General features: G+C 49.8%; 18 protein-coding genes. 2 read left to right on the forward strand and 16 right to left on the reverse strand.

Annotation, left to right across the window (positions count from 1 at the left end; all coding sequences use genetic code 11):
* Window positions 1-124: 124 nt before the first annotated feature.
* The 9 genes from JNUCC32_RS13215 to metH form a co-directional block, all read right to left on the reverse strand.
* Window positions 125-1,201, reverse strand: a complete 1,077-nt coding sequence (locus JNUCC32_RS13215) for an SAM-dependent methyltransferase (protein ID WP_192572349.1) — start codon at window positions 1,199-1,201, stop codon at window positions 125-127.
* 5 nt (window positions 1,202-1,206) lie between these two features.
* Window positions 1,207-1,980 carry an ABC transporter ATP-binding protein gene (locus tag JNUCC32_RS13220; protein WP_192572350.1) on the reverse strand — a complete coding sequence of 258 codons (774 nt, stop codon included), beginning with the start codon at window positions 1,978-1,980 and terminating at the stop codon, window positions 1,207-1,209.
* Entirely contained in the window at window positions 1,977-2,267 is a 291-nt protein-coding gene (locus tag JNUCC32_RS13225) for a thioredoxin family protein (RefSeq protein ID WP_228468951.1), read from the reverse strand. Before JNUCC32_RS13225 ends, JNUCC32_RS13220 begins: the two co-directional genes overlap by 4 nt.
* 53 nt (window positions 2,268-2,320) lie before the next feature.
* Window positions 2,321-2,659 carry a cyclic-phosphate processing receiver domain-containing protein gene (locus JNUCC32_RS13230; RefSeq protein ID WP_096773382.1) on the reverse strand — a complete coding sequence of 113 codons (339 nt, stop codon included), beginning with the start codon at window positions 2,657-2,659 and terminating at the stop codon, window positions 2,321-2,323.
* Between the two features lie 15 nt (window positions 2,660-2,674).
* The gene (locus JNUCC32_RS13235) at window positions 2,675-3,523 is read right to left on the reverse strand and encodes a deoxyribonuclease IV (RefSeq protein WP_192572352.1); all 849 of its coding nucleotides are present in this window, start codon (window positions 3,521-3,523) and stop codon (window positions 2,675-2,677) included.
* Window positions 3,513-4,331, reverse strand: coding sequence for an Fpg/Nei family DNA glycosylase (locus JNUCC32_RS13240; protein ID WP_192572353.1), 819 nt, complete (start codon window positions 4,329-4,331; stop codon window positions 3,513-3,515). Before JNUCC32_RS13240 ends, JNUCC32_RS13235 begins: the two co-directional genes overlap by 11 nt.
* A 53-nt stretch (window positions 4,332-4,384) precedes the next feature.
* Window positions 4,385-5,173 carry a TIGR01457 family HAD-type hydrolase gene (locus tag JNUCC32_RS13245; protein ID WP_192572354.1) on the reverse strand — a complete coding sequence of 263 codons (789 nt, stop codon included), beginning with the start codon at window positions 5,171-5,173 and terminating at the stop codon, window positions 4,385-4,387.
* A 360-nt stretch (window positions 5,174-5,533) separates the two neighbouring features.
* Window positions 5,534-6,460 (reverse strand): ribonuclease Z, encoded by a 927-nt coding sequence (gene rnz, locus JNUCC32_RS13250; RefSeq protein ID WP_096773378.1) that lies wholly within the window; start codon window positions 6,458-6,460, stop codon window positions 5,534-5,536.
* 86 nt (window positions 6,461-6,546) lie between these two features.
* Window positions 6,547-9,987 (reverse strand): methionine synthase, encoded by a 3,441-nt coding sequence (gene metH / locus JNUCC32_RS13255; protein ID WP_192572355.1) that lies wholly within the window; start codon window positions 9,985-9,987, stop codon window positions 6,547-6,549.
* A gap of 169 nt (window positions 9,988-10,156) precedes the next feature.
* Here metH and JNUCC32_RS13260 point away from each other — a divergent pair, with 169 nt between their 5' ends.
* Entirely contained in the window at window positions 10,157-10,693 is a 537-nt protein-coding gene (locus JNUCC32_RS13260) for a cupin domain-containing protein (protein ID WP_090911665.1), read from the forward strand.
* Between the two features lie 99 nt (window positions 10,694-10,792).
* Here JNUCC32_RS13260 and JNUCC32_RS13265 read toward each other — a convergent pair whose 3' ends face one another.
* The 5 genes from JNUCC32_RS13265 to JNUCC32_RS13285 form a co-directional block, all read right to left on the reverse strand.
* The gene (locus tag JNUCC32_RS13265) at window positions 10,793-11,197 is read right to left on the reverse strand and encodes a FixH family protein (protein WP_015734672.1); all 405 of its coding nucleotides are present in this window, start codon (window positions 11,195-11,197) and stop codon (window positions 10,793-10,795) included.
* A 294-nt stretch (window positions 11,198-11,491) separates the two neighbouring features.
* Complete coding sequence (locus tag JNUCC32_RS13270; RefSeq protein ID WP_192572356.1) at window positions 11,492-12,283, reverse strand: HAD family hydrolase; 792 nt, start codon at window positions 12,281-12,283, stop codon at window positions 11,492-11,494.
* Window positions 12,284-12,326: 43 nt separating this feature from the next.
* Complete coding sequence (locus JNUCC32_RS13275) at window positions 12,327-12,851, reverse strand: hypothetical protein (protein ID WP_009596012.1); 525 nt, start codon at window positions 12,849-12,851, stop codon at window positions 12,327-12,329.
* A 158-nt stretch (window positions 12,852-13,009) separates the two neighbouring features.
* Window positions 13,010-13,216 carry a DUF896 domain-containing protein gene (locus JNUCC32_RS13280; protein ID WP_015734670.1) on the reverse strand — a complete coding sequence of 69 codons (207 nt, stop codon included), beginning with the start codon at window positions 13,214-13,216 and terminating at the stop codon, window positions 13,010-13,012.
* A 291-nt stretch (window positions 13,217-13,507) separates the two neighbouring features.
* The gene (locus JNUCC32_RS13285) at window positions 13,508-13,879 is read right to left on the reverse strand and encodes a LysM peptidoglycan-binding domain-containing protein (RefSeq protein ID WP_009596006.1); all 372 of its coding nucleotides are present in this window, start codon (window positions 13,877-13,879) and stop codon (window positions 13,508-13,510) included.
* A 176-nt stretch (window positions 13,880-14,055) separates the two neighbouring features.
* On the opposite strand from JNUCC32_RS13285, the gene lexA reads away from it, so the two are divergent.
* The gene (gene lexA, locus JNUCC32_RS13290) at window positions 14,056-14,682 is read left to right on the forward strand and encodes a transcriptional repressor LexA (protein ID WP_009596010.1); all 627 of its coding nucleotides are present in this window, start codon (window positions 14,056-14,058) and stop codon (window positions 14,680-14,682) included.
* Window positions 14,683-14,750: 68 nt separating this feature from the next.
* Here lexA and JNUCC32_RS13295 read toward each other — a convergent pair whose 3' ends face one another.
* Both JNUCC32_RS13295 and JNUCC32_RS13300 read right to left on the reverse strand, forming a co-directional pair.
* Window positions 14,751-15,557 (reverse strand): hypothetical protein, encoded by an 807-nt coding sequence (locus JNUCC32_RS13295; protein WP_192572357.1) that lies wholly within the window; start codon window positions 15,555-15,557, stop codon window positions 14,751-14,753.
* Complete coding sequence (locus JNUCC32_RS13300; RefSeq protein ID WP_430623458.1) at window positions 15,550-16,095, reverse strand: RNA polymerase sigma factor; 546 nt, start codon at window positions 16,093-16,095, stop codon at window positions 15,550-15,552. The genes JNUCC32_RS13295 and JNUCC32_RS13300 overlap by 8 nt, the downstream gene beginning before the upstream one ends.
* Window positions 16,096-16,313 lie beyond the last annotated feature (218 nt).

Below are 16,313 nucleotides of genomic sequence, written 5' to 3' on the forward strand. Positions count from 1 at the left end.
AAAAAGGAAAGCACTCCGCCGTATCACTGAAACGTGATCATAGCGGGATGCTTTCCCTTTAAGTTGCCGTTGGTTAATTTTGGAATCATTATAGAACAAAATACTTGAACTTGTAAAGGCTTTTTTAATACTTAATCATATAAAGCGTAATCTCGTCCCGATTATGGAACAACTGCTTCGCTCCCTGAATCTGCATTCTGGACGCTTCAAATACCGACATGATCTCCTTCACCAATGCCATTGGCTTCTTGGTCAGCAGCTTGACCGTGACGACGGCCGTGCCGCCCGTTTCAAGGCTGTGCAGCAGCCCGGTCACCATTCGGGCCATCAGTTTGGGACTCCAGCTCATATCGCATACCAGCAGATCGAACTCATGCTCTCTAAACGTTACGTCCGCAGCATTCTTGTGGATGACACGCAGGTTTTTATGCCCTTCCAGGGATGGGTGCATTTTCGCCGGATCCACCGCCGTAACCTGCAAGCCGCGTTCCAATAAAAAGGATGTCCAGCCTCCCGGCGCTGCTCCGATATCGACAGCCTTGCGGAACGTCTCGAAGGGTATCCCGAACTGCTTCTCGGCTTCAAGCAGCTTAAATTTGGCTCTTGAGATTTGACCCTCTTCCCGCTGAAAACGGACCGCGCCTCCGTTCCAATCCGAGAGGTTGTCCTCCGGACGCGACACACCGGCATACCAGACATTGTCAGCAGCGAATAGTGAAATGATCCATTCGGGTGCCTGGACCGTGTATTCCAGCTCAAGCGGTGCCAAGCGAAGCTGCAAATCGTCCCGAAGGGCTGCAGGGCTCTCCTTCCATGAACTGTTATCCGTCTTGCGGATTTGGATGGATGCGCGGCTTTGGCTAATCTCCTCCCGCCTCAGCACATGATCTGCTGTCAATTGCAGCGCTGCGTCTACGGATTCGGCCGCGATTTCCCATTGTACCGGAAAGAGATGCCGCAGGAAAATAGGAGGCTTTGACGTAATCAGCCGCTTAGCCTCAGCTTCGGAGCTGCCGAGTGTCATCAAAAACACCTCGCCTGGCATCATCATGGTGCTTTTTATGCTGCCAAACATCCGGCGCAGCTCTTCCTGGGCATACGGAGCGAAACCATGATTTGCCGTGCATACCCATTTACTGTGAAAATCCCGATGGTTCTGATTCTGTTCCTCATGTTCCTGCATTACAATTAATTCGTCCAAACGGATTAACCTCCAGAAATAACTTTGATCCAGGGACGTCCGCCATCCCATTCCAGCTGAGCGTCGATATCATAAGTTTGTTTGATAAGTTCATGGTTCAATACTTCATCTTTGCGTCCCGCGGCCGTCAACCGCCCGTCTTTAATAAGCGCCACATGAGTAAATAAAGGGACAATCTCCTCGACATGATGCGTGACGTACACGACCGTAATATTACGCTGCCTCAGCCGGTCAATCTCATGCAGCATCTTCTCCCGTTCATACAAATCCAAACCGGCACACGGTTCATCCATAATCAGAATCTTCGGATTGGCCATCAGGGAGCGTGCCAGCATCACTTTTTTCCGTTCCCCTTGGGACAAGGTCCCGAGAGGCAGCTCCGCCAAGCGGCCGAAATCCATTTCGTTCAGCAGGCTGTAGGCTAAACTTCTGGCCTCTTCCGGAATGTCCTGATAAAAGCGTAAAAAGGCATACGCCCCTGTTGCGACAACCTCCCACACCGGGTCGCTCAGCGTCAATTTCTCCAGCAGCGATTGGCTGATATAACCGATGGATTTACGAACCTCCCGAACGTCACATTGGCCGTATACATGGCCCAGCACTTCTACGCGTCCACTGGAAGGGAACATATATCCCGTCATCATTTCCAGCAGCGTTGTTTTGCCGGATCCGTTCCTGCCCAGGATCACCCAATTCTCATCCGATTTCATTTCAATGCTGACATCATCCAAAATGTGGCGGTTCCCCCGAATGAGCGACAGGTGCTGCAAAGAAATCATGGCTTCACGCTCCTTACAAAACTGACGATATCCTGTACGGAGCCCATCCGATAAAGCACTTCCGGGTCTGCTCCAGGGCTTGATGGGATCGCGAGCAGTGCCGGGACGCTTCGAATTTGATACCGTTCCACGATGCCCGGAAGGAAATTCACGTCCGCTGCCAGCAGCTGTACATCGGGCACCACAAACTCCGCGACATCCAGCATCTTACGCGCTGCCGCGCAAGTACCGCATAATGGCGTATGCAAAAAAACGATGACAGGATCCGCCTTCGCGTCACGCTTCATCAGACGCTCCTGCCATTCTAGCCTCTCCAACAGTTCGCGCTGCGTAACCTCAATCATCTTGAACCTTGGGCAACTTCCCGCAGCACGGAATCGGGCATCGGTCCATTGTGGACCTTGACGCTTTTTGGCATGTGCTCATAGAGCAGCTCATACATTTTTCTTCTGCCCGACGGGCTTGAGGTGTGCAAATATATTTCATTAGCCTGTAGATTCTCGGCAATCATGGCCGCAACGACGTCTCCGCCGTTCATTTGGCCATGCCCGAGTTCGAAATCAAGCGACAGAACGTCCACTTCGCATTCACGGAGCATCAGCAAACATTCTTCCCCGTTTCGAGCCAGCGCGAATCCTTTCGGATTGGGGCGCCAGTCGTCTAAATAAAGATGAATCATCCTACCCTCTCCCGATCAGGACCAGGACAGCACCTTGGCGATGTCTTCCCGATGCGTGCCGTCAGCTCCTTTTTCACTTTCCAAGACAAATGCCTTACCCGCAAGTTCCGGTGCCAGAACCAGGCGCTTCAATGCTTCTGTTCCTATCATGCCTTGCCCGATGCGGGCATGGCGATCTTTTCTTGAGCCGGCTCCATATTTCGAATCGTTTAAATGAACGGCTACCGCCGATTCCCAATAGGCTAGCTCCTTGCCTCTGGCAAGGAGCTCATCCGTATTCGATAAGTCCCAGCCTCCGGCGGCAAACAAGTGGCAGGTATCCAGACAAAAGCCTATTTTTTCCGGATAATCGGCAAGCTGTCTAACCTTAACGCACTCTTCAAGCGTCATTCCCATAGCTCCATGGTCTCCCGCCTGATTCTCGATCAGCAGCTTGGCCCTGCCCGCCCAGGAAGCCAGCACATCATTCATGCAGCGAATAATGTTCTGGTACCCTTCAAGCACGTTCTGGCTCTTGAGATGCCCAAAATGTACAACGATGCCCAGCGACCCGCAAGCCTCGGCAATCATAAGATCATTCTTAAGGGAATCCACGGTCAACCGATAAAATTCTTCTCCTCGGGTCAAACCAACCGCCATATTCGTTGGATAAGGCGTGTGCGCGATCGAGACGAGACCTTGCTCCCGACAAAACTTCGCGCAAGCCGCAGCATTGCGGACATCCGGCGTCTTCAAGTGAAGACTGCGAGGATTTTTCGGAAAATACTGATACGCCAGTGAACCGATCCCGGCTGCATGCTGGGCTGCCGCGAGAAATCCGCCCCGTGTGCTGACATGGCTTCCAATCCGGACTTTAGACTTCATGCTGGCAATTCGGGCAAAAGAAAACTTTGCGCGAGGCGTGCTCCGCCTTCACGATCGGCATACCGCAGCGAACGCAGGGCTCTCCTTCACGATCGTACACTTTGCATTCGTCGTTATAAGCACCTGTCAGCTCATCCCCTTCCTGAAAGGGCATTTCCATGTATCCTCCGCCGTCCGTTGCCTCGTGCATCACTTTGACGGTGCTGTCGTACAGCTGCTCTAGCGACTCCTCCGGCAAATCCTGAATTTTGGATAGCGGGTGGATTCGGGCATCAAAAGCGATCTCGTCCGCATAACAGTTGCCGATGCCGGCGACGACTTGTTGATTGACCAGCGTCGTTTTTAAGGCGCCCCGCCGTTTTCCAATCAGTTCGACGAAACGCGCTTTGGTCATTCGCCGATCCAGAAGCTCAGGACCAAGGTCTTTTAGGGCGTTCTCGGTTTCCCTCGCTGTTAGAAAATGCAGATAACCCAGGCGAAGGCCGATAAAATACAGCACCTGGTCACCGAACGTGATCTCGACCTGGGTCGAACGGGAAGGGCGCTCCTCATCCCTGCCTCCCAGATACAAAATGCCCCCCAGCATCAGATGCAGCAGGAGTCTGCCTCCGTTATGCAAATGGAATATGAGGTGCTTGCCTCTCCGCTCCACAAAAATGACCTTGCTTCCCTTCAGGGCCGAAGTAAACTCGTCAATCGTCACATTCAAGGATTTTTCGCGGTTCACGACCACATCGGTGATCGGCACATTCAGAATGCTCTGAGATAACAATCTTCGGTAATTCTCCATTTCCGGCAGTTCCGGCATGATTCATCTTCCCTTTCGTCAAGACACAAGTTTATGTATAATACTTTTGCTTATCATGAACACAGCAGGCTGATCACTTCGTTCAAATCCCGGCATATATAGTCTGGCGTGACGCCGGCGGCTTCCAAATGCGCTTCCATATTGCGATCGGTCGTGATTCCGGTCATGACGAGAACCGTCTTGCAGCCGGCATGCACGCCAGCGGCAATATCCGTACGGATATTATCTCCGATTACATAAGTATCTTCCGGAGCCAAACCCAAGCGATCCGAGGCATACTTCATCAAGATCGAGGACGGCTTACCGATAACCGTCGGCTTAACTCCCGAAGCGGCCTCGATCGCAGCCCCAAGCGAGCCAGCACCAGGCATCAGGCCGGTATCGGATGGCAGCTGCAGATCCGGATTGGTCAAGATCGACACAGCTCCCTCCTGAATCCAGCGAACGGCACGGGTTAACTTCTCGTAATCAAACGAGCGGTCGATTCCTTGAATGACGTATTCAGGGGACTGCTCCACGATGGTAAGGCCCGCGGACAACAGCGCTTTGCGAAGTCCATCTTCCCCGAGCATCGCCACCTTGGCACCGGGCGACTCCTCAGCGATATATTTAGCTGCAGCGAGGGAGGATGTGCATACTTCCTCCGGCAAAGCAGGAATCCCCATCTCCATCAGGTGAGCCGCCACCTGCTCCGGCGTGCGTGAAGAATTGTTCGTTACATACAGGAACGGAATCTGCATTTCTTTCAACCGCTCGATCAGCAGGTCAGCCCCCTCGATTCGATTCCGGCCATGGTACAGCGTTCCGTCCAGGTCAATCAGCAATCCTTTTGGTTTTTCCATGAATAAATGCACCTTCTTTATTTCTTTCCTTCACGGCATAAATGATTCATCTGATGAAAAGGTGACCATTCAAGGCCGTGCTGTAAGGGTTAATCATCATAAATATATGTATGGCTGCAGGCATTCAGCTGTCCTTTACTATAATGAACTTAGAAATACCGATAGTATTATTGTAAAGAAGCCCATTACCGGTTGCAAGGTTCATGCCGATCGCTTCATTCTGACGGTCGACGCGTCGAAAGAAATCGAAGACTGTCCAAGTCTTAGCGTTTATGAACCGCTTTGTCGCATCCTGCGCTTTCCCGGAAAATAATGCCCCCGACCACCCGATATTTCCACGTAATTCACCGCTGTGCGTGCCTAGGAACGCTGGATAGGATACAACCCGAAATCCTCCGCCAATCGCGTATTCGCAAATATCTCCCGCGCTTCGTTTAGCAGCGGCTGTAAATGATCGATATCCTTATACCGGGAGCTGAAGTGGGTCAAGAACAGCGCTTTTACCCCAGCCCGTTCAGCCGCTTCCGCCGCCTGTTTGGCGGTACTGTGATAGTATTCGTGCGCGAGCTCCGACAGATCCTCCATGAACGTGGCCTCATGGACCAGGAGATCCGCGTCCTTGGCCAAAGCCTCCACGCCTGCGCATGGCCGCGTATCCCCGAGAATCGTGACCACCCTCCCTTTTTTCGGTGTCAGGAGCACATCCGAGGCATGAATCCATCGGCCGTCGCCGAGTTCCACGCTTTCCCCTCTTTTCAGCTTGCCATAGAGCGGCCCTGGCTTGAGTCCATAGTCCGCCAACCGTTTCAGGTCCAGACTGCCAGGGAGATCCTTCTCCACGACACGGTAGCCGTAACTCTCGGCCCTGTGATCCAGCTTGGCCGATTCCACGAGGAAATTATCGTCCTCAAACAAAACGCCACCGGTGTGCTCGATGACCTCCATCGTATAAGGAACGCGCGATTGGCTGATGCTCAGCGTAGTTTCAATGAAGACTTTGATGCCTGGGGGACCATAAATCGTCAGGGGTGATGTTACCCCTTGGGCACCTCGGCTGGATAGCAAACCTGGCAAACCGAATACATGATCACCATGCATATGGGTAATGAATACCTTTTCAAGCTTGGACAGCTTGAGTGGGGACTTTAATATTTGATGCTGCGTGCCTTCTCCACAATCAAACAGCCACAGACTTCTTCGTTCTTCCAGCATTCGCAGTGCAATCGAGGTCACGTTACGCTGCAGCGTCGGAACCCCCGCATTTGTTCCTAGAAAATAGAGTTCCATCCCTCTTCTCCCCTTTCGGTTGTAAACCGGAGAAATCCCCCGAAACATTCGGAGGATTTCAAACCGGCTGTACCGGTATTCAAATGTTAAGCTTTATCCACGTTAAAATAATGAGCCTCCGGATGGCTGAACACCATCGCGGATACCGACGCCTCCGGTTCCATCATGAAACCCTCGGTAAGATGAACGCCGATATCTTCTGGCTGCATCAATTTGAATAAAGGCTCCTGATCCTCCAGATCCGGACATGCCGGATATCCGAAGGATACGCGAATGCCTTGGTATCTCGCTCCCAGGCGCTGTTTCATCGTCATGTCTGCCGGATCTGGGTATCCCCACGTATCCCGCATCATATGGTGAATTCGTTCTGCCAGCCCTTCAGCCGTTTCCAGGGCAACCGATTGAAGTGCATGGGAACGGAGATAGTCGCCTTTATCCTTCCATTCCCCGGACAATTTCCCGACGCCGTGCCCTGCCGTAACGACCAGGAACCCGACGTAATCCATCACCCCGCTGTCTACGGATTTCAGGAAGTCCGCCAAGCACAGATACGGCTCCACCTGCTGCCTTGGAAACGTAAAGGTATGCAATATTTTCGATGCATCCTTTGGATCGTATATGATAATATCATTTCCTCGCGACTGCGCCGGGAAGAAACGGTACATGGCATGTGCCTGTATGATTCCCGATTGAACTGCCTCTTCCAGAATGCCGTCAACGGTTTCCTTAAGCGATACCGCCTTCGGATCATTGGCTTTGAGGAGTTGTTCCACGGATCCTTTAAGGCCTAAATGATGTCCCAACAGCATCTGCATGTTGATATAAGGCAGGATGTGCGAAATCGGATAATTCCGGAGCACATGCCGCTCCATATCCGGCGGTATATACACCGGGGCTTCGGTCGATATTTTGGATCGGAGTCCTTCAGACAGCTTCGGCATTACTTTTACAACCTGTGGCGCCGCTGCATCCGCTTCCTGCTCCGCCTTAATCTCTTCAGCCATTTGGGTCCGCAGCACCGGATCGCTCAGCTGGTTGGCCAATGCAAGCCCGTCCATCGCGTCTTTCGCGTAGAGCACCATTCCGTCATATTCGGGGCGGATGCGCGTCTTCGTGAACTTCCGCGTCAACGCGGCCCCGCCAACCATGATCGGAACGCTAATGCCCGCGTTTTTCAAGTCCTGGGCGGTGGATACCATCTGCTGTGCCGATTTGACCAACAAACCGGATAACCCGATGGCGTCAGGCTGCTCCCGCCGGTAAGCCTCGATAATTTGCTCCGGTGGTACTTTTATACCCAAATTAATGATTTGGTAACCATTGTTGGACAAGATGATCTCCACCAGGTTTTTACCGATATCATGGACGTCGCCCTTCACGGTGGCCAGCATGATTTTCCCTTTGACAGACGACTCGTTTTTCTCCATAAAGGATTCCAAATACGCCACGGAGGCTTTCATCACTTCGGCGCTTTGCAGCACCTCCGCCACAATGAGCTCGTTGTTGTTAAACAAGCGGCCAACCTCGGTCATCCCTGCCATTAGCGGGCCATTAATGATCTCCAGCGCGCCGTATTTGGTCAAGGCTTCATCCAAATCCGGAATCAGGCCTTCCTTGGAGCCTTCCACCACATAAGAGGCAAGTCTTTCTTCCAGCGTCAGATTGGATACCTTTATCTTCTTCTCTACCTTTTTATCCCGGAACGCGGCGACGAATGCCGCCAGCGTCTCATCATTGGTTCGATAAATCAGATCCTCCGCCAGACGCCTCTCTTCCTCCGGAATGGAGGCATAGCGCTCGAGCTTTTCCGTGTTCACGATTGCGTAGTCCAATCCGGCCTTCGTGCATTCGTACAGATACACGGAGTTCAGCACTTCACGGCCCGCTTCCGGCAATCCGAAGGAAACGTTGCTGATGCCGAGGATCGTATGCACTTTGGGCATGGCTTCTTTTATCATGCGAATGCCCTCTATCGTTTCCTTGGCTGATCCGATGTACTGCTCGTCACCCGTACCTACAGGGAACACAAGCGTGTCGAAAATAATATCCTCAGGCGAAATACCGTATTTGTTCACCAAGAGATCATAAGACCGCTGCGCCACCTTGAGCTTGTCGTCGCGATGAATCGCTTGACCGCTCTCATCGATGGTACCTACGACGACCGCAGCGCCGTATTTGTGCACCAACGGAGTCACATGCTCAAATTTCTCCTCGCCGTCTTCAAGGTTAATGGAGTTAATGATCGCTTTCCCTTGCGAATATTGCAGGGCCAAGTCAATGACCGCCGGATCGGTTGTGTCGATCATCAGCGGCACCTTCACCTTTTTGACCACCAGCTCCAGGAATTGGATCATATCCTCAGCTTCTTCGCGATCCGGATCCTGTACGCATACATCAATGACATGGGCGCCATTCTTGACTTGAGCACGAGCGATCTCGGAAGCTTCCTCATATTTTCCTTCCACGATCAAACGCTTAAATTTGCGCGAACCCAGAACATTTGTTCTTTCGCCCACCATATACGGACGGTTTTCCTGCTCGATATATACCGGCTCGATGCCGGACAATGCCGGCAAGTGCCCGCCCTCAAGCGGACGTGGGGTGAAGCCATCCATCGTTTGTTTTAAAGCCCGGATGTGGTCAGGTGTCGTACCGCAGCATCCCCCAGCGATGTTAAGCCAACCTTTTTCAGCAAAAGCCCCCATCTTTTGGGCAAGCGATTCAGGAGATTCATGGTATTGACCATTCTCGTCAGGCAGACCCGCATTCGGATAACAGCTGATCGCGCTTCTCGACATTTCGGATAAGGAACGGATATGGTCGCGCATGAACTCCGGACCCGTTGCACAGTTCAGGCCGATGGATACCGGATTCAAGTGTTCCAAAGAAATGTAAAACGCCTCGATGTTCTGCCCCGCAAGCGTTGTTCCCATCGGTTCGATTGTGCCGGATATCATGATGGGAAGGGTGACGCCTGTCTTATCAAACGCTTGTCGAATCCCAATGCTCCCTGCTTTCACATTGAGCGTATCCTGCGACGTCTCGAGCAATAGGGCATCCACGCCGCCTTCAATCAAGGCTACGGCTTGCTCCTCGTAACTCTCGATCAATTCGGCGAAGGTCACGCCGCCGGTAACCGACAGCGTCTTGGTTGTCGGACCCATCGCACCCACGACATATCGCGGGCTGTCCGGCGTGGAATATTTCTCAACTGCAGCGCGGGCCAGATGAGCCGCTTTCAGGTTGATTTCCCGGGCAAGTTCAGGTATATCGTATTCAGCAAGCACAACGGAGGTTGCGCCAAATGTATTGGTTTCAATCAGGTCGGCACCTGCTTCAAGATATTGTTCATGTATTTTTTGAATGACGTCGGGCCGATGAATGACCAGCATTTCATTGCAGCCATCCAGCTCCGGGCCGCCAAAATCTTCAGCCGAGAGGTCCTCTTGCTGGATCATCGTGCCCATGGCACCGTCAAGAATTAATATTCGTTCTTTAAGCACTTCTTGTAAGCTAGGCTTGTTCAACTCATAAACCTCCCCCGAAAACGTTAAATCTTAGTGTATCAGAATACTTTTCAATAGAAAAGTCGAAATATTGCGCAGCTATCGGTACAAATCAACATTTGCAGATGACAAATGCGGTGAGGGGGGCTATAATACATATTAATCCAACGGGAGAAAGAGGGTTAAAGCTATGGCAGAAATCGTGATTCGCAACACGAACGAACGCATTACTGGGGAAGAAAATGTTCGGGAATTCCTGAATAACCAAGAGGTTGTTTATGAGCATTGGAATATGGATAAACTCCCGGCAGATCTTCAAGAAAATTTCAAGCTGAGTGATGAAGATAAGCAGCGCATTTTGGACACTTTTGACGAAGAAATTCGCGACCTGGCTGCAAGACGCGGCTACAAAATCTGGGATGTCATCACGCTTTCCGAGTCCACGCCCAATATAGAGGACCTGCTTAAAAAATTCGAAGAAGTTCACACCCACTCGGAAGACGAAATCCGAGCGATCGTTGGCGGCAAAGGGATCTTCATTATTAAAGGCTCCGACGATGTCGGTTACTTTAACGTAGAGCTTGAGCCGGGCGACGTTATTTCCGTACCGGAAAATACGCCTCATTTCTTCACGCTGATGGAGAACAAGCAGATCATTGCGGTTCGTCTCTTTATTGAAGAGAACGGCTGGGTAGCTACTCCGGTAGAAGATCCCCAATTCCAATAAGCCTAAAGCGGCTGACTGAATAGGAAAATGGAATAAGGCAGCGCATGATCCGCCCAACGGATGGATGCGCTGCCTTATTTATTGGCTGTGTATGGTGTATTACTCGGTTACCGTCAATTCCTTCAGCGGCATGGAGTGCTGCCCTCTTGCCGTGACATGGGAAACGATGCGATAGGTTCCTGCTTCCTCGAAGGTTTTCTCCATTTTGTAGACCCCGCCTTGATCATGCTTAACCGGAACCTTTGCCTGAACGCCTCCGCCTTCCAGCGTCACTTCGAATTCCACGTCGTTTGCATCTTCGACCGGGCTGCCTGCTTGTGTTACCTTCGCTTCGATCAACACTTTCTCGCCTGCCTTAATGCTCTCTGGCGTCAGAGAGAGCTCTACGATAATCGGCTCCGCCATCACATCATCACTGGGCGCCGCCTTGCTGTCATTGCATGCGGCAAGCGCAACCGCCATCAACACCATGGCTGCAATAAAGGCCATCTTTTTCCTGGTCATCCAACCACCTCTTTTACGAATTCATGCTATGTATGATTTATTCACGTAATGGTCCATTCCAAACAGCGTCATTTTCCTAATTCATTATATCGCATTATTCTTTAACTTCTATCTCATGCAGCTTACAATTGTGTGACGTTTGTCACTGCCAACAGCCTCTTTCCTTTCAAACATGGCAACCAACAAAAAAACAGCCCCGAATCGCATCAGCTGCTGCCAGGACTGTTCCTATGTACGCTAATATATCTCGCTAATAGATCTTGTAGAATAGTCGTGAACTCTTGATCACGTCATTTATAAGGACGCCACAATAGCATGCAGCTCGGATAAATGTTTGATCTCAAACTTCGGCTGAATGGCCGGATCATGAGGCCGGTCTACCCGATTGATCCAAACCGTATGCAGTCCTGCGGCATTGCCGCCTTTAATATCTGTGGTCAGCTTATCTCCCACCATCACGGCCTGATCCGCCTCGACGCCTAACAGATCAAGCGCATGCTTGAATATGGAAACATCCGGCTTGCCTTTGCCGAAATCACCCGAGATAATAATGTGGTCAAAATAAGGGACCAGTTCCGGAACGCCATCAAGCTTCTCCTGCTGCAAATCCGGACTTCCGTTCGTTAGAAGCAGCAGCTTCACGTTACCCTGCAATTCCTTCAGCACTTCAAAGGTTTCTTCATATACGTAAGGTCTTGTTCTGCGTTCCGCAGCAAATTGCGTTGCCAACGTCTCAGCCAACGCTTCATTATCAACGCCAAGGCGATGAAGTCCGCGACGCCAGGATTCCTTGCGGTATACGGGAGCCAATTCTTGCAGCTTTCGGAATTCGGGCTGGGATCCAGCCGTAAAATTAGCCCACAAGCCTTCAAACGGATTGATCCCGATCATTTTGGTAAAAGCAAAAGTATCATAGGATTCATACAATGCTCTTGCTTCTTCACGCACCGCGGCCAAAAGCGCGCCGGCATCAACGCCGGTTTCCGCCGCTCCGGCTTGGCATGTCACTTCAAACGCTTCTTCTACACTGCGTTCATCCCACAACAACGTATCGTCCAAATCAAACAAAACCGCAGCAATCGGCATTTCTCTCCCACTCCTCATATACATTGTGATCTACTCAATCGGGTTAGTTGTGCTCCACTGGAATTTGATGAGTCTTTGCAAACTCTTCCAATCTTTCGCCCATGGCTTTGGTATCGTAAAGATTCATCATTCGTGAGAACACCCAGTTGCCTGCTTTTCCCTTGCCTTGGATCACGACGGAACCCGAAGCCAATTTGATCTTCTCGATATCCGATACGGCCAGACGGCGTTCCCGGTTGAACTTCATGGTCGACACGGAAGCCCGCTCAATCTTCAAATAAGGCTTGCGGAGAAATATCATGAGCGCCAACAGGATATACAAGCTGACGCCAACCCAATTCAATACATCATTGCTTCCGCCGGCTGCCTGTGAAGTTGCCGTTCCGAGAAGCGCATACAAACCGGCCAATGCAACAAGCACTAACGGAAGTACATACTTACGTCCCTTAAACACGTCATGCTTATCATTAATCGCAGACCCTTGATACGAGGTCAATCCCTGCTTTTTGCGCTGTTTGTTAAGTTGCGACATATTTTTGCTGACTTTTCTTTCCCATGAACGTGACATTTGGTTCCCCCTGAACTCATAATCAAAATGTTTATAAACCATATAAACTTGGGGTAACCGTAATCGATTATCCGAATGGCCGGTACCCCAAGTATTATTATGCTATCCTTCGATCTGTTCACGGATCCTCTGAATATATATCCTTGAACGGTTATCGACTAGTGCTTTAATCGCGGGCCGCCTTTTTGTTCGTTTTCATCAACCCATTCAATCGATTCCAGCTGTTGTCTAAAGTTACTGCGAATATTGTTAAGGTATATTTCCCGAAGCTCGGCCCGCTCTTTGAGCTCCTCCTCGGTCAACCCTTCATTCTTCTTCTTTCTTGCTAATACATTGATGCGTTCTACCAAAGTATCGATGTCCATGACTTCTCCTCCAATTTCGATATCATGTATAACTTAAACATGTGAAAAAGAGCTTGTCAAGGCAACTGAGCCCTTGCAAACTCTTCTAAGAACAAATAGGAACATATGATGCGCATAAACGAATACCGTCTATGGAGAGGTAATCTATAGTTATCTATTGTAAACGCACTATTACGCGTAAATGATTCAATCTGACAAGCAGAATATGATGTGTAATTAAACAGGAAGTAACCAGTAGTATGTGGTGATTATATGGAGTATGAATGCCAATTGGTTAGAAGCAACGTCAAATCACCAAACCGGCAATGACAGCACTTCCCCAGCCTGTATGTCCGGACCCTTCAATCCGTTCATTCTTCGTATGCTATCCAGATATACGCGTGTATCCATATCCGCAGGTTTGTGAAGGGAAGCAATTCGCCACAAGCTATCGCCATATTGAACGATCACCTGCTTCTCTCCAGTCGGCTTCTCTGTCCCACCGGCAAAAACGGAATATGCACCTGTCCAAAAGATGGCCACAATTAGCAGGGTGAACAACAGTTTATTCAAAGGGATCGAAGCTATCTTCGATTTCAAGTAAATGCCCCAAGTCTTCGATGATTGTTCTGTTACCACCGGAACGTTCTCATAAATGCTGCGGTATGTACTGTATTTCAACATGGAATCATCATCTCCCAAACAAGTGTTCTCTTATGGATTCATCTTAACACGAACACTTGTTTGATTCAATACCCAAAAGAACATTTGTTCTATTTTTATTTTAGAACTTATGTTTGTACGAACGGTAGTTCTATGTTATAATTTTCCCAAACGTTACTAAATGGGGTTGATACGGCATGTCGAAAATATCCAGCCGCCAGCTGGCGATCTTAGAGTTTATCCGCAACGAAGTTCGTAGCAAGGGTTACCCGCCTTCTGTCCGGGAAATCGGCGAGGCTGTCGGACTAGCTTCCAGTTCTACGGTCCATGGTCATCTGGACCGTTTGGAGAAGAAAGGCCTGATCCGCCGTGACCCTACGAAACCAAGAGCGATCGAGCTGCTTGGCCAAGAAGAATCCGAGAGCGCGAATCTGTTTACGCACACCATTGCCAGAGTGCCTGTCGTCGGGAAAGTCACAGCAGGTGTGCCGATTACGGCCATGGAGAACATTGAAGACTATTTCCCGCTCCCGCAGCATTACGTGGGCGACGATAAGGTGTTCATGTTGTCCGTAGTCGGCGACAGTATGATTGAAGCCGGTATTCACAGCGGTGACTACGTCATCGTTCGCCAGCAGCAAACCGCGGACAATGGTGACATTGTCGTAGCAATGACAGAAGAAGATGAAGCAACCGTGAAGACCTTCTATAAGGAGAAGGACCATGTACGATTGCAGCCGGAGAATCCTACCTATGAGCCGCTGCGCTTGAACCATGTTACGATTCTCGGGAAAGTGATCGGTCTCTTCAGGGACGTACACTAATTCCATAGAATTATGAATAAGAGGTTACCTTCCTTATTTGGATGGTAACCTCTTTTTTAGGACATGCACTAGAACGTTCCGGTCTTACGCAACACTAGAACCAACGCATTTTGCTTAAGATCTAATTGATACATTCTTTCAGAAACATAGTCCGGCGAACCTTCGCCTCCCGGTCCCTCCGTAGACTGCAGAACAAGCTTATTCTCCTTCACCTCGGGAGCCGTACCTGGTCTATAATACGAAAAGTAGGATACCAAGGACTCATCCTGAAATCGAAGCTGCACGGCATTACCCGTTTCATGCTCTACGGCGAACGCATAGATTTGTATGCCATGACAGTCCCTATATTGCGGTGCGAGTATAAATACATCGGCATCTTGAAACGGCAGGCGAATCATATCAACCGGAGCAGATGTCGGTTGAATAAATGTAAGCCCCTCCAGCGTAGTGACTTCATTTGTAACTTGGTTAGTGCTATACTGCACGCTGTAGTTTCCGGTAAACGACCGATCTGTTTCGATACCGAAGCAGCTCGGTGCACCCAATGTCGTTATTTTTTCCTGTCCAACTGCAATAACGTTTAACTGTCCTTCATCCGTTACGCCTTGTGCCCGGATTGTCTCCTCCTTAGTAGGGGGCATAGTCCCTGCTCTCTGTTGTTCGTCCCCGCCAAAAGGCAATTGAAAGGCAATTAAAATAATCAGAAGCATGAACCCGCCAGCCAATCCAACTTGTAAGTACTTTCGACGTTTAGGTTTGCTGTCGGTGAAAATCACGGACCTATGCACGTTTTTTTTCATTTCGGACGTGAACTTTTCATTTGAAAAAGGAGCTTTTTTAGCACGGTTGTACCAGTCTGGTTTATCCTCACTCATCGTTCTTCTCCTTCATTAGTTTTTGTACTTTTTTCCTGGCCCGATGCAATCTGGATTTTACAGTGCCTATCGCAATATGAAGCAGCTTCGCAATCTCATGCATCGGCATTTCATAGTATAGGTCCAGGACCAATACTTCCCTAAGCTTGCTCGGCAAAGTCATAATCATTGCCCATATTTCATCCGTATACTGCTCGTCCCAATATTCCGCTTCCGCTGACCGGCTTGACGAACTGGCGGTAAGCTTGTCTTTAAGGATGACTTTCCGAAAGAAAAAAGCCTGTTTGTACCGAAACGCCGTATGTCGCGTGATCGTTAGCAGCCACGTTTTCAGCGTCGCCTGACCGCGAAAGGTATGTATGCCGTAATAGGCCTTAATAAAGGCTTCTTGTGCAATATCGTCTGCCAAGGCATGCTGTTTGGTCAAAAAATACGCATAATTCCACACATCGTTTCCATATTCATTCATGATTTTATCCAGCGTCTGGCTGTCCATGACCGTCATCTGCTTTAAGTATTCGAGCTCCAACCGATTCACCTCATCTAATTAGAGTCATGGAAGCGAGCAAAGGTTCCTTTTTTCGCAAAATAAAAAAGAATCTCCCGTAGGTAAGGGAAGATTCTATTCTATAAAGTATAAACAACCCGATCTTTCATTTGCGCTAAAATGTAGATATAAAGACACTATTTAACATATTTAACTTACAATCTCTAATATTTAATGGTATTATTTAGGAGGTTGGCCGACCTAAACTG

Source organism: Paenibacillus sp. JNUCC32 (genome assembly GCF_014863545.1).
Lineage (GTDB): Bacteria > Bacillota > Bacilli > Paenibacillales > Paenibacillaceae > Paenibacillus_AQ > Paenibacillus_AQ lautus_A.

Bases quoted from the DNA above. Each gene is read 5' to 3' on its own strand.
- JNUCC32_RS13220 (WP_192572350.1), bottom strand. From the start codon at position 1,980: ATGATTTCTTTGCAGCACCTGTCGCTCATTCGGGGGAACCGCCACATT.
- JNUCC32_RS13225 (WP_228468951.1), bottom strand. From the start codon at position 2,267: ATGAAGCGTGACGCGAAGGCGGATCCTGTCATCGTTTTTTTGCATACG.
- JNUCC32_RS13230 (WP_096773382.1), bottom strand. From the start codon at position 2,659: ATGATTCATCTTTATTTAGACGACTGGCGCCCCAATCCGAAAGGATTC.
- JNUCC32_RS13235 (WP_192572352.1), bottom strand. From the start codon at position 3,523: ATGAAGTCTAAAGTCCGGATTGGAAGCCATGTCAGCACACGGGGCGGA.
- JNUCC32_RS13240 (WP_192572353.1), bottom strand. From the start codon at position 4,331: ATGCCGGAACTGCCGGAAATGGAGAATTACCGAAGATTGTTATCTCAG.
- JNUCC32_RS13245 (WP_192572354.1), bottom strand. From the start codon at position 5,173: ATGGAAAAACCAAAAGGATTGCTGATTGACCTGGACGGAACGCTGTAC.
- rnz (WP_096773378.1), bottom strand. From the start codon at position 6,460: ATGGAACTCTATTTTCTAGGAACAAATGCGGGGGTTCCGACGCTGCAG.
- JNUCC32_RS13260 (WP_090911665.1), top strand. From the start codon at position 10,157: ATGGCAGAAATCGTGATTCGCAACACGAACGAACGCATTACTGGGGAA.
- JNUCC32_RS13265 (WP_015734672.1), bottom strand. From the start codon at position 11,197: ATGACCAGGAAAAAGATGGCCTTTATTGCAGCCATGGTGTTGATGGCG.
- JNUCC32_RS13270 (WP_192572356.1), bottom strand. From the start codon at position 12,283: ATGCCGATTGCTGCGGTTTTGTTTGATTTGGACGATACGTTGTTGTGG.
- JNUCC32_RS13275 (WP_009596012.1), bottom strand. From the start codon at position 12,851: ATGTCACGTTCATGGGAAAGAAAAGTCAGCAAAAATATGTCGCAACTT.
- JNUCC32_RS13280 (WP_015734670.1), bottom strand. From the start codon at position 13,216: ATGGACATCGATACTTTGGTAGAACGCATCAATGTATTAGCAAGAAAG.
- JNUCC32_RS13285 (WP_009596006.1), bottom strand. From the start codon at position 13,879: ATGTTGAAATACAGTACATACCGCAGCATTTATGAGAACGTTCCGGTG.
- lexA (WP_009596010.1), top strand. From the start codon at position 14,056: ATGTCGAAAATATCCAGCCGCCAGCTGGCGATCTTAGAGTTTATCCGC.
- JNUCC32_RS13295 (WP_192572357.1), bottom strand. From the start codon at position 15,557: ATGAGTGAGGATAAACCAGACTGGTACAACCGTGCTAAAAAAGCTCCT.